The sequence below is a fragment of the Parabacteroides sp. ASF519 genome, assembly GCF_000364265.2.
GTDB lineage: Bacteria > Bacteroidota > Bacteroidia > Bacteroidales > Tannerellaceae > Parabacteroides > Parabacteroides goldsteinii.
Window position 1 is genome coordinate 4,740,078 of sequence record NZ_AQFV02000006.1, and the last position, 12,282, is coordinate 4,752,359.

Annotated in this window: 12 protein-coding genes; 7 read left to right on the plus strand and 5 right to left on the minus strand. The window is 42.5% G+C overall.

The genetic code is table 11. The features are described 5' to 3' along the window. Positions 1-173: 173 nt before the first annotated feature. The 7 genes from C825_RS18925 (at position 174) to C825_RS18955 (ending at position 9,446) form a co-directional block, all read left to right on the plus strand. Complete coding sequence (locus C825_RS18925) at positions 174-839, plus strand: DUF3575 domain-containing protein (protein ID WP_052334407.1); 666 nt, start codon at positions 174-176, stop codon at positions 837-839. After that, positions 836-1,714 (plus strand): DUF5119 domain-containing protein, encoded by an 879-nt coding sequence (locus tag C825_RS18930; protein WP_010803677.1) that lies wholly within the window; start codon positions 836-838, stop codon positions 1,712-1,714. The genes C825_RS18925 and C825_RS18930 overlap by 4 nt, the downstream gene beginning before the upstream one ends. A gap of 48 nt (positions 1,715-1,762) precedes the next feature. After that, positions 1,763-2,794 carry a hypothetical protein gene (locus C825_RS18935; protein ID WP_010803678.1) on the plus strand — a complete coding sequence of 344 codons (1,032 nt, stop codon included), beginning with the start codon at positions 1,763-1,765 and terminating at the stop codon, positions 2,792-2,794. 68 nt (positions 2,795-2,862) lie between these two features. Next, positions 2,863-3,804 (plus strand): fimbrillin family protein, encoded by a 942-nt coding sequence (locus tag C825_RS18940; RefSeq protein ID WP_010803679.1) that lies wholly within the window; start codon positions 2,863-2,865, stop codon positions 3,802-3,804. A 15-nt stretch (positions 3,805-3,819) separates the two neighbouring features. Further along, entirely contained in the window at positions 3,820-4,965 is a 1,146-nt protein-coding gene (locus tag C825_RS18945; RefSeq protein WP_007653197.1) for a fimbrillin family protein, read from the plus strand. Positions 4,966-4,976: 11 nt separating this feature from the next. Then, positions 4,977-6,143: a BF2992 family fimbrillin-A clan protein gene (locus C825_RS18950; RefSeq protein ID WP_007653196.1), complete on the plus strand. Its 1,167-nt coding sequence runs from the start codon at positions 4,977-4,979 to the stop codon at positions 6,141-6,143. Positions 6,144-6,155: 12 nt separating this feature from the next. After that, on the plus strand, positions 6,156-9,446 hold the full coding sequence (locus C825_RS18955; protein WP_010803680.1) for a DUF4906 domain-containing protein: 3,291 nt from the start codon (positions 6,156-6,158) through the stop codon (positions 9,444-9,446). Between the two features lie 87 nt (positions 9,447-9,533). Here the strand turns inward: C825_RS18955 and C825_RS18960 are convergent, their stop codons facing one another. The 5 genes from C825_RS18960 to C825_RS18980 form a co-directional block, all read right to left on the minus strand. Further along, complete coding sequence (locus C825_RS18960; protein ID WP_010803681.1) at positions 9,534-10,385, minus strand: D-Ala-D-Ala carboxypeptidase family metallohydrolase; 852 nt, start codon at positions 10,383-10,385, stop codon at positions 9,534-9,536. After that, positions 10,378-10,581: a hypothetical protein gene (locus C825_RS18965; RefSeq protein ID WP_010803682.1), complete on the minus strand. Its 204-nt coding sequence runs from the start codon at positions 10,579-10,581 to the stop codon at positions 10,378-10,380. The genes C825_RS18960 and C825_RS18965 overlap by 8 nt, the downstream gene beginning before the upstream one ends. A gap of 36 nt (positions 10,582-10,617) precedes the next feature. Then, positions 10,618-11,070, minus strand: coding sequence for an HU family DNA-binding protein (locus C825_RS18970; protein ID WP_010803683.1), 453 nt, complete (start codon positions 11,068-11,070; stop codon positions 10,618-10,620). A 201-nt stretch (positions 11,071-11,271) separates the two neighbouring features. Continuing rightward, positions 11,272-11,709: a hypothetical protein gene (locus tag C825_RS18975; protein ID WP_044214523.1), complete on the minus strand. Its 438-nt coding sequence runs from the start codon at positions 11,707-11,709 to the stop codon at positions 11,272-11,274. 127 nt (positions 11,710-11,836) lie between these two features. Beyond that, positions 11,837-12,118: an HU family DNA-binding protein gene (locus C825_RS18980; protein ID WP_010803685.1), complete on the minus strand. Its 282-nt coding sequence runs from the start codon at positions 12,116-12,118 to the stop codon at positions 11,837-11,839. Between the last annotated feature and the right edge of the window lie 164 nt (positions 12,119-12,282).

Below are 12,282 nucleotides of genomic sequence, written 5' to 3' on the forward strand. Positions count from 1 at the left end.
CACTGTTGCATATCGATTATGATAAAATGACAATTTGTAGGTTTATTGTTTATTGCAGTTTCGAATAACCGGATAATTAATTGATAATTGTATGAAATCCTATCATCCGGTTCACGTACACTCAGTAATTTTACAATTGGATAAATAGAGTGTTTTTCACGAGGAAGATCATAATGAAACATAATAATAGCATTGTACATACAATAGTAATAAAGCTTCTGTTTATTGTCGGGTTATCGGTTTGTATTGTAACTACTGTATTTTCTAATACTACCAAACAATTAGAGGATATCCAAACACCGCAGAAGAGTGTTTCTCCTTTGCTGGCAGTAAAGACTAATCTCATATATTGGGTTGGTATTATGCCTGATTTTAAACATTATAGGTGGATGCCGAATTTAAGTCTTGAATATTTTTTTGCCGACCGATGGTCGATTAACGCTACTGGAGCATACGCCAAAAGGAAGGTCGGTGGAGATCAGTATTTCGGAGTTTCGGCCTGGAGCCTTGAACCCCGTATCTGGTTGAATGCCGACGGTACTTACCGCTGGCTGTTTGCCGGGTTTTATGGTGAAGCCGGCGATTTCGATAATCAACGAATGCATATTGACGACAATCGGACAGGAAAGTTTGCCGGTCTTGGTTTATCCGTAGGAGGGCATATTCCTATAACCGACCGTCTGGGAGTCGAATTAGGGTTGCGTGCCGGATATAGCCGTCGCACAATCGATTATTATACGCCGGAAAATGAGCATTATTATTTTGATTACGATAAGAAGCGTAATAAGTTTGGAATAACAGGGATTAATATCTCGATTGTGTACCGATTTATAAAATGAAAAATAAGGTAAATATATATATCATATTGAGCATCGTTCTGATAGCTATGCTAATGTTCGGATGCACACGCCGTGATCTGGAGATGAGGCCTGATAATGGATATCTGAAGATAAACCTGCATTGGAAACAGTCTTCTGTGCCGGGAGTTACTACCTATTATTTCTATAACAGTCGCGGTGGTGAACCCATTGTTGCTGAAGGAACATCCTCTGGCTTCGAAGGTTGGCTGCCGGCCGAAACTTATCATGTGATAATCTCGAACAAGGAAATGAGCGGTGCGTCTTATCAAGTGAATGGTAGTCACGAAAATGATATTATACTGGCCGGGGAGGTATTCCATCGGGCAGGTCCCGGATATATCGGTAGTGTAGAAAGAGTGTTTGGCACCGGACTGGAAGAAATAGAAGTTCCCCGTTCGGAGATACCTGTCGTGGTAGATGCTTATCCTCAGAGCTACACACGTTATATTACCTTTATATTACAATCGGATGCGCTGAATAATGTTTCGGCATTGTCGGTGGATGTGGATGGGATTATCTATTCGGTAAAAGCTTTTAGCGGCGAAGCCGCTAGCATGGGAACAGCCGTTGTACGGGCCGAAGCTTCCCGGAAGGACGGAGAGAAGGATTTCAGTACCACTGTTTCCGTTTTCGGTTTTATAGATAAAAACGAAGTTACTGCGGATGTGACCTTCTCCGGTGGAGAAACGGTGACAACTCTGCCGTCTGATATAACCGATGATCTGGCTGCTCTACCCGAAGAAGGCGGGACGGTAATTGTGCCATTGAAATTCCCCGATGGAGGCGAGTTTAACCTCACGATGGTGGTTCGTCCCTGGAGTTGGGGAGGTAGCGGAGGTGCTGTCATAGAATAAGGAAATGAGAGTTTAAATAGATAAAAGAGTAAATAAACCATTAAGTGAATGAAAATGAAAACGAAAACAAAAATTACATCGATCTTTATGCTGGCATTGTTGGCAACAGCCTGCTCCAATGGGGACGACCCAGTCAATGGAGGGCAGGATGGAGAAGATAAAAGTGAAATTTTACTGAGAACGACAGTTATGACCCGTGCGTCGGTGGAATCTAACAGCAGTGGTATTATCACAACACCGACCTCACTGAATGTTGCTTTTCTTAGAGCTCCGGATCATTCATCTTCTACTGCTACATCTACGGTATGGGCTGATGCAATAGCTACGGCTCAGACAGTAGAGGGGACAGGACCTGGAGTTGTTGATGCTACATTGAAAAATGTAAGCGATGAAAATATGCTTAAATTTACTAATTCGCAGTATTATAATATCGATGGTACTATATACTCTCACTTGAAAGGTTTTTACCCGAAAGTTAACTTAGTAAAGGATACCCATGTTAGTGCCACATGGATGATAGACGGTAAGACTGACGTGATGGTAACCAATTATTTTCATGACAATAAAGAAGTATCGGGTTCCTCGAACCCTGTAACATTCCAACATTTGCTTTCGAAAATAACAATCAAGGTCATTGCCGATAGCGATGCTGCAGCAAGAAGTTGGGGCGATGTTACCGAGGTGATAATCACAGGTACGAAATCTACGGTAACTCACACGTTTGATGGTAATGAAGCTAATCAGTATCAATCAACCAGTACTGCATCAACAAAAGAGATCCCTGTATTAAATGCGAGTGGCGATCAGGTTCTCGATACACAGGCTGACAACCTTACGTTAACAACAGATACTCTTACTTTTGGTAAAGCAATGGTTTATCCCGAAGCGAACTATAATTTAGTAGTGAAGACTTCTGGTGGTGATGATGCGGAACTTAATGGGATAGTGATTTCTGATGGTGGTGCTAAACCTGGTATGGATCATGAGATTACTTTGACATTTAAATCCGGCGAGATTTTACCTTCTATTAAAGTAAAACCGTGGGAAGATGGCGGTACAGGATCAGGTACCATACAATAATAGCAACAACTTACACAGACCGGACAGGATTAGTTTCTTTTCCGGTCACCAAATGAAAAAGAATTAGAATGAAATATTGGCCTGTATATATTATCACAATCGTACTCTTTCTGTTAACAGCATGTAATGAAGACCCGATAGCTGAGGTGCCTGTTAAGAATGAAATCAAATTCAATACGGGTGTCGTTTTAACCCGTGGGGTTATAGAATCCGATGAAAATCATATCCCTCAACAGGAAATGATTGGCATACAGGTGATACGAGGTACTGATGGAGATACGCAGCAAGGCTTTCTTACTTCCAATATAGCTTCTTCCGCTTCCATTGCAGCAGGCAGCGGAACGATAGATCTGGATATACGTCAATATTTCGATGAGGCTAACAATAATGCTCACTTCATGGCATTTTATCCGGAACATAATAACTATGAAGCTGGAAAGGCGTCGTGGACAATCGACGGAACACAAGATATTATGGTGACTAAGCCGGTTACCGCGGTTTATCAAGATGGACGTGAAATTGCGTTTGAATTTGAGCACAGTCTGGCACAGGTCGTATTAAAACTGGTTGCTGAAGATGATCATGTAGCTGAGTTATACGGCGATCTGCTTTCAGCAAAAATAAATGTCCCCACTCAGTTCGAACTGACCATATCCAATATCGGGGAGACTGCTCTGAATAAAATAACCCAACCGGACGATAGTCATATGGGTGAATTTGATTTTGGAGAGATGGAGCTGCGAACAGATACGGTTACTTCGCAAGGGGTGTTGGTTTACCCGGATGCCGCCGGCCTGACTGAAATCACCTTGGAGTTTGAAAACAGAAAAACCAAATCATACCCGTTCAGTGGTGTGACGCTGCAAGCAGGACATAAAACAGTTGTTATAGCTACAGTAAAGGGACATACCGTACTTTTCGATGTTATTAGTCTTGAACCCTGGGAGGATGCAACCGAACCGGATAACGGTAACGAGGTTGGGCTGGGTAAACCCGGTGAATCTTTATAATAAAGGAGAATATCTATGATCGAATTAATATATAAATATAGTCGTAACATTGGTTTTTTATTACTTGCCGGTCTGTTCTTTTTGGGCAGTTGTAGTAATGAAACGGAAATCAAGGACGACTCTTCTTCCTCACCTGTTCCTGTCTTGTTTAATGCAGCGGTAGGAACAGTGATAGTAGAGAACGGAGATGTTACGCGTGCCGGAATCGAAGAGTCGAATCCGGGTATGGAGAATATGGATTCTTTGGTGACCAGCGGTAGAGAAGTTCTGATCTATGGTACCCGTTATAATAATGGAAGCGCTGATTGGTTAAATCCGTTTATGAATGGGTTGACCGGTTCGGTAAAGAAAGTAGTTGACGGCTACAAAATTGATTATTCACCACTGAAATACTATTATCCGGAAGATGATGAACAATACGATTTTAAACTGTTTTTCCCGGCCCCATTGGCATCTTCCGCGGGAGGTGATTCGTCGGGAGTAACCATTCTTCCGCCCACTTCTGAACGTCCGCTCGGTTTGCGTGTGAATTTATATCGCCGCCCGGATCTGCTGAAGGCTACGCTGACAGACAAACAGAAAACCGATCAGCCACTAGAAACCCAATTCGAGCATCTGTTAACCAGTGTTGTCCTGAAAATAATTAAAACAGATGAAGCACCGGATGTACCGGAACAGGATATCTTTATCAATCGTATGACCGTTTCGGGTGTGACACGGGGTACCTATGATATAATCAAGGAAAAGTTCGAACCTCCTGTGAAAACAGGTACGGATCCCAGTCTGACGGATGCAACTTCGGGCGCTTCTATCCTTATTCCCGGTTATAACAGGGACAGCACGTTTCTTGTGCCGGCGGCGAAAGATGAACCGGCACTGATTCGGGAAATATTTTTGTTTCCCGTAGCCTCCACTGCTTCTACTGAGCTCGACGAATTGGAACGTTATTTCTTCGATATCTGGCTTAATGAAAGGCGGTATTCGTTTATGCTGCCTACCTGTACTGATCTCGATTGGGAGGGATGGAAACCTGGAGAACGTTATACCTATACTATAAAGGTGAATGAGGCGGATATTTACATTGAACTGGACGAGATTCAGCGCGAACGGTGGAAAACGGAAGATAAAGAAGATATTACAATTGGAGTTGGTGGCACTTAACAGAAGTATATATGAAAAGAAAATTTTACATACCGATTTTAATAGTCTGCTTGTTTACAGCATGTAGTGAGCAGATTCCGGAACCGGACATAAACGGTGGCGGTGACGGGGAGGTACTGATCAATATCCTGCCACCTCGCATTGCAACAACTGATGATCAGCTTACGCGTTCCATGGTTACGGAAGCGATGCCTGCCGGATCGACCATACGGTTGTATGTCTATGATGCCAATACCAGCGAAGGAGAAAATAATCCGTATTCAAATAATAGGTTGCAGGAAAAGGAAATGACATTCAAGGTGCGAAGTCAGGAAGAAAGAAATAATTCCTCCGATAAACGAGCACTCGTTCCGTGGCGTGTCGATCCTGTAACCGGAGAGGCCTTGGAGGATGGAGAAATAACCCATACCGACCTGCATCTTCCCGGGGCTCTCTATGATTTTTTTGCAATTTCGCCGGCTGTTCAACTGAATACATCGGCGATAGATGGGTATGACGTACCGGGATACCGATTCCGGCATGGCGGTGTCGTTGCTCAGGAAGGGGATATACCGGTCACTTTATATACCTCTAGTCCTCTTAAAGGAATACAAATCAGTCAGGATGCCGGACAAGTAACCGAAGGAACACCGGGTGTCTACAATATTCAGCTCGAGCCGTTCACTTTGCTTTCCTCACGGATCAGATTTATTGTTATTCGGGGAAGTGATGTTGAGAGTATGCGGATAGAAAATAGAGGTGTCGAGATGAGTAATATGACTTACAATGCTTTTAGTACTAACTTCTTTATTGGCGAGCAAAAACTGAGAGAAACGATCCTGACTGAAGAAGGTGCTGTCTTCGGAACTGTTTCTATCCGGAATGCGCGTAATGTTTATCAACAACCGAAAGGCTATGAAGATGGAATACATGAGAAAACTGATACCTGGGAGTTGATTTCCGAGGTTATCCCTAATCCCGATACCAATACCGAAACAGTGACCCTCAGAAGCAGGGATGTCAAACTAACGTTCCACTTGCTGATAAACGGAGATAACTACAAATCTTACGAATCCGTATTAAGGAATCAACGATTTGAACGTGGAAGCGAATACACGTATGAAGTGACGGTGAATGCCGGAGGTATTTTTGTAAGAGGATGGCGCAATGCCCAATGGACAGTTACCATACCCCGATAAATAAGGATAATTATGAAAAGAAAGAGAATAGAGAACGGGAATATAATTTGGCAATTAATCTTATCTGTAATATTCGGAGCAGTTATGCTGATCGGATGTACGGATGATGCATTCGAGCCAAACAAACGTAAGCCGGTCGATCAGATCGGTGTACCCGAAGGATTCGTACGGGCACATGTCAATATGATAGCATCCGGCTTTGAAACTGTACAAACTAAGTCATTAACCAGTCAGCAGGAGCATAATTGGACACATGTTGTTGTCGGACAATTCGATGCGAATAATGAACTGATTGATGCGTCCGTTAAACAATACGTTCCTGATGAAAGTGGTAATTTTAATGTCATTCTAGCCAATAGTGGTGGTACAAATAACCTTATTTATTTCATTACCAATTACGGTGAAGCCAACGGTGATATGGGAATGTCTGGGAATAATCCTTTTATTAATCCTGCCACGGGTACTCTTGCTGTAAATCTGGACGAATTTAAAACACTCGTTTATACGCCGGACAGTACGGATAATGCAAGTATCTCATCCGGGGATAAACTGGTGATGGTTGGTTCTATAAATATGGAGGTTAGCCTGGAGGAAACACCTATATCAAGTATACTGGTTTATGTGGATAAACTTACAGCAAAACTGGATGTGATGATAGAAGCTTCCCAGTCGATCAGTTCTCCCTCTCATCCTTTCATTGGTGCAACCCTTTCTATAACCGGACTTCAAATAGTGAATGTTCCCAAGCACGCCGCTTTTGCTACTGATGGAGACAAAATTACTGTTCCGGAGAATCTGTCATCTATTAAAGCCGGTTTGACAGATAATGGAGGAGATCTGGTTAAAAATTACAGCACTTCCGAGTCATATTATATACTGGAGAACAGAATGCATGGTGATGATGAGGCTCTATATCCGAATAATACATCTGAAAGGGGAAAGGAACAGTTTAAAAACAATGCGGCAGCCGATAATGAAATCGACAATATGGCTACATATCTGCTGGTCGAGGGAGTAATGAATGATGGACGTAATGTGGGAAAGGTGACCTGGAAAATATATTTGGGTGAAAACAATATAGACAATTTCAATATCAAACGCAACACTCATTATACCGTTACCGTGAAAATTGACGGAGCCGGTATCGTAACTTCCGATATCCGTGTAGATAAAGAAAATCTGCATGTGCGTGAATTGCGTTATCTGAATGGTCGGTATGCTTCCAACCGTTCGCCCGAAACCTCTTATCTGGATCCGAATGATACGAATTGGGGTAATCAGGTAAGACCTGTTCCTGTCGCAAACACTAATTCTTATCTGTATATGGATGCAGGCGAAGATACCTGGGGATTTGAACTGGTCGATATTTATGGCAATGTTATCACCAACTGGCAGGGGCTATCGCTTTCGTATCTTCCTCTTAAAGATGGTGCATCGGATCCCGGAACAAATGCAAATATGGGAATTGGAGAGATTCGTTCCAAGTGGGTAGAAGATGATGAAGCAAACTGGATAAATGTAGGTATGAAGAAGAATGGATTGCCTTCGGGAGCACGTATCAGAATAAATGTCGGAGTAAACGTTATGCCTGTGCCGCGTACTGTAGAATTACGGTATTTTAATGATAATGAACCGGATATGAGCCGAGCTTGGCGGGTTACCCAGTATGCTACCGATAAGATTACGATTCTCGACAATAACTTTTTCCCTTCTGAAGCCGGTACGTATGGTGTGATGGTTCGGGCTAAAGAAGGATCCTATTGGAGACTTCAGGAAATAACGGATGCGGGACCTGTATTTGAGGGGGTGATGGATCTTGGTGGGGACAAAGTTCAAAACACTGTAGGGGATGGTTATGTCAGCGGACATGGTACAATTCTCTTTAAAGTAACAAGATTTGACGGTGTTGCTAATAAACGCAAGAGAATCGTAGTGAGAACATTTGATGGAAATCCCAATGGTGAAATTCAACCCGGATATGCTGATAAAACGGTATACATAAATCAAATGGCCTCTGCAGAGAATCTTATAAAAACTAAAGCATTAGCGTCCGGAAGATATGTTTATGATTATACTACCGATCCTTTGTATGAAACAATGTTTGCCTTTGAGGGTAGTTTGCCGATGGGGATAAATCTTGTTGATGAAGGTACTGACTACGACAAAGATGAATCCAAGTACGGGGCTACGAGTACGAGTGACGGAAAAGAGAACACGTTAAAGATTTTCAAAGCATTGGAAGGATATGTGGCTGAACAGATTAATTATGCCGCTCAGGGAATGACGGCTCCACCGGTCTTTTCACCGGCAGGTTTTTGTATGATGATGAATGAAGAATGGTGGGATATAAACAGTGCGGATGATCCCCGTTTGGAATGGTATCTGCCTGCACGTTACCACGGATTGATGGGGGCTACTGCCGTTATGTTAGGAGTGAAAGGCATTGCGCTTAATAGTCGTGGACATTACTGGACGAGCACGGTGCCGAAGACTACTCCCTCGTCAGTACAGAATTCGGCATACTTTGCCGGAACTACCGTGGATGTGAGTGCCAATTATAGCTCAAGCAGTATTGTGCGCTGTGTGCGGGATAATAAAAATGTGGAAAAGACGTATCCATACCTCACGAATATAAGCGGTAATCCGGTAATCGTATCATACGAAAAAGTGAATGGTGTAGAAAAAGGATATGTCGATGTTAATCCCATGACCACAGGAACGTATAGTTATTACAGATTGGGATCGCCCTTGCGTTTCACTGAAAAAGATCAGGTATCTGACGTGTCGGGAGAAGGTCCGGCAGACCCAAACTGGAGTTACCTTTCCCCCCGATTCCGTGTAGCGAAAAAGGATGCTGTTATAGTTAATTCTTTGTCAAACGGCACTTGGGTGGAAGCTTCAGGATGGAGTAATTCGAATGCGGTTGATCTTGCAACACCTCTTACTGGTTGTGCTGCTTATAGTGAAGAGGGCAGTGAATCAGGATGGCGTCTTCCGTCGGAATTGGAGATGAGGCAGATTCTTTTGCTGGGAGGTGGTGTCGGCTCTAAATCGGGTAGTCCCGCGCAGATTCCGGAATTACAAAAAGGAGGGATGACTTTTAATGATTTTACTGATCTCGGTTTCGACCATCTCGGAGGAGAGCAAACTAACGGACGTTATTATTGGGTAAACCGAAAATATCCGAATGATAATCGTGCTGTATATTTCAATGTAACCAATAGATGGGACAATGCAATCAGCGGTAGTGCCATGGATTGGAATACGTCTTCTGTTTACGTCCGTTGTGTAAGGGATATGTAAGAATGATGCAGTGTAAATAAAAAGATATAATATACTCATTGAATTAATATCAAAGCCACTCCACCCCTAATGAAGTGACTAATAACCTCATGTTTGCGATGAGTTTCCGAACCCCAGGCATACCCCGGCTAACAGGACAAAAACTACTATCCAAATACTCACAGACGATGAGTGTTTGTACTGATTTTCGGAAAAAAAAGAAGAAACAGCGGTTTGATGGCGGGTCAATTCTACTGACGAATTAGCGGTCTTACTACTTATGTCGGTTATGCTGTGATGTTTTTTCCCTTGCAATAAAGCTATCTCTGCCGGATATTGTCGGCCGGTACTATCGGGTGGCGAAAAGACCACCCGGGTTATATTCCAGTTAATAGAATCTATAGTGAATGTTTTACGGTTAAAAAGGGAAGAGTCTTTGCCGGAGGCAACTAATGAGTCAATATAGAAAGCATGTTCTTCTCTCGTGCTGCCCCGTCGTATCTGGCAAGACGGCAACAGAAATACCAGACATAAAATATAAAATAATATCTGCATTCTATTGGTACCTTTCTCTTTCAGGGAGAGATGAAGAAAATTCCGTTTCTTGTACAGAATGGCCTGGTCGAAAAGCAATCCTGATTTCTTCAGGATATCCAGTAAACGGCACGGTCCTTCCGGGATATAGCAATCGGCAGCCTCCCCTTTCCGGTGCTGGCTGTTAACGACACCACCAGCTAGACGGTTAACAGAGTCACTACGATAACCACTCAGTACGGCAATCGGACTATTATAGAGCCCTCTCAATGGTTCCAACAGATGAACGGCCAGATAACAAAGTGACTGACGGACAGCAGGAGGCGGTTCATTATCCAATCCGTTCTCTACCGCTATACGGCTATAAGTCAACTCTTCCAGACTGAAATGTTCACTCAACATGGCTTTATGCTTTTTGTTACTCATGATTGTTGATTTTAAATTTATACGAATAATCCACTCCGAAAAGTGCTCCGGCAAACGTGCTGATTTCTCCGAAAGCCACCAGCACACTACTGTCTATCAACCCGTCAGGGTCTACCCAAAAACCGCTGAAGAGAAGAACAATCCCGCTCACTGTGAGCAGGATTGCAATAATTAACTGAACCGTTATCCGTTTCATAACCTAAACATTGAATCTCTAATTATGAATTCTCAATTATTCGATCTCCGGTCTATCGCTACTTCCGCCCCCCTCTTCTTCCTTCTCTTCGTCTTTCTTCTCGACCAGCTTCTCAAAACTGGCCTGGCTCTTGATAGTCCGAAGAGCCTTCCCCGGATAAAACCGCACTTTAGGTTCGCGAATCAGGTTTGTATCAAAAGTTTTCTCATCAGTGACCCCAGGAGAACCGATCGTATAACGAAACGTACCCAATTCCCCCACACTCACCCGGCGGCCATGCTGCAAATGGCGCACCAGTACTACATTCAAGCGGTCGAGCACCGCTTTCACCCCAGCGCTTCCCACGCCACTACTGTCACTCACTTCCTCAATCAACTCCGGGAAAGCAATATAATCGCCCGATACAATCTGTGCATACTTCTTTTCCGGCACTTCCCCTTTGTCGTTACCTAAATTCTTCTTGACAACCAATTTGTACTTTACACTCATGATAATAATAAATTAATAGATTAATACCCAATACCTCTATCAGTAACTGATACAACAAAGATAAACCGACAGAAAATTGAAATCTTCTGAAATATGCAGACGGCATAAGGTCACAAAATAGATAGCCTTCACTTTCTATTAATAAATGAAAGAATCACTGCATATTCCAGAAGGGTGAAAAGCCTGTTATTTTAGGTTTTATTAATCAGCGGGCAAATGACCGGACTCATTATCGGCATTCCATAAATCAAACAGTTCACAGAGATCATCCGAAGTGATACCTTCACGAAGCAGGTCTCCGAAATACTCCACTGATTTATTTTCATGAAAAGCAAGAAGATACACAAAAGACAGATGCAGATAGGAAGGCATAAAACCATTCTCCTTTTTTCCTTCCAGCAAAGAAAATACTTTCCGGAGAAGTTCAGGTTGTTGTAAATCATACCCCAGTAATCCAAATACCGTTTTATTAAGTAGATAATCTAATGTCTTTTGCCAATGGTGTTGAAACAAGTCACCCAAGAATAACCGGTACCGTTCAGGTGTATTTTCCCAATCGCAAAATGCCGTATCGACAGCTGCTTTTTTATAAATTAGCTGTTCCGATTCCGGCAAGTTTCCCAATAATGATTTAAACATTCTTACAGAGGGTGTCTTTGTCCCAAAGAGTTCTTTTAGTTTTGTATACATTATACTTTCAGACAGGGGAATGGTTTATCCCTGCCTGAAAGCACATACCAAATCCATATAACCGCGTAACGATTTCCTATTTCCGATCATTCAAAAATTTCAATAGGTCCTTACCGGGCCTAAATTTGACACTGGTACGAGACTTTATCACGACTGAAATGCCGGTACGTGGATTACGTCCAAGACGTTCGGATTGTTTCCAGGAAGAAAAAGTACCGAAACCTTGTAACATAATAGAGCCGTCTTTTAAAAGTTCGTTTGCCATAACATCTTCGAAAATGTTTATAAAGCGCAAAGAATCCTTTTGGGAGATCGACATCTTTTTTGCGATCTCACGCATTAAATCTGATTTGTTCATGATTATTACAATTATAATTATAAAATATATACCGGTAATAAAAGAGTGGCACAATATATTTCTTACGGATATTATGTCACATGTCAAAGAACGCTTTAAATGGTATCTATAGTTACCTTTTCATCCTTCCGTTCAATATTTCACCTGCTGAATACAACCATCAT

Excerpts from the sequence above, each read along its gene's own strand:
- C825_RS18980 (WP_010803685.1), bottom strand. The coding sequence starts at position 12,118 with ATGAACAAATCAGATTTAATGCGTGAGATCGCAAAAAAGATGTCGATC.
- C825_RS18945 (WP_007653197.1), top strand. The coding sequence starts at position 3,820 with ATGATCGAATTAATATATAAATATAGTCGTAACATTGGTTTTTTATTA.
- C825_RS18960 (WP_010803681.1), bottom strand. The coding sequence starts at position 10,385 with ATGAGTAACAAAAAGCATAAAGCCATGTTGAGTGAACATTTCAGTCTG.
- C825_RS18955 (WP_010803680.1), top strand. The coding sequence starts at position 6,156 with ATGAAAAGAAAGAGAATAGAGAACGGGAATATAATTTGGCAATTAATC.
- C825_RS18930 (WP_010803677.1), top strand. The coding sequence starts at position 836 with ATGAAAAATAAGGTAAATATATATATCATATTGAGCATCGTTCTGATA.
- C825_RS18970 (WP_010803683.1), bottom strand. The coding sequence starts at position 11,070 with ATGAGTGTAAAGTACAAATTGGTTGTCAAGAAGAATTTAGGTAACGAC.
- C825_RS18965 (WP_010803682.1), bottom strand. The coding sequence starts at position 10,581 with ATGAAACGGATAACGGTTCAGTTAATTATTGCAATCCTGCTCACAGTG.
- C825_RS18925 (WP_052334407.1), top strand. The coding sequence starts at position 174 with ATGAAACATAATAATAGCATTGTACATACAATAGTAATAAAGCTTCTG.
- C825_RS18975 (WP_044214523.1), bottom strand. The coding sequence starts at position 11,709 with ATGTTTAAATCATTATTGGGAAACTTGCCGGAATCGGAACAGCTAATT.
- C825_RS18935 (WP_010803678.1), top strand. The coding sequence starts at position 1,763 with ATGAAAATGAAAACGAAAACAAAAATTACATCGATCTTTATGCTGGCA.
- C825_RS18950 (WP_007653196.1), top strand. The coding sequence starts at position 4,977 with ATGAAAAGAAAATTTTACATACCGATTTTAATAGTCTGCTTGTTTACA.
- C825_RS18940 (WP_010803679.1), top strand. The coding sequence starts at position 2,863 with ATGAAATATTGGCCTGTATATATTATCACAATCGTACTCTTTCTGTTA.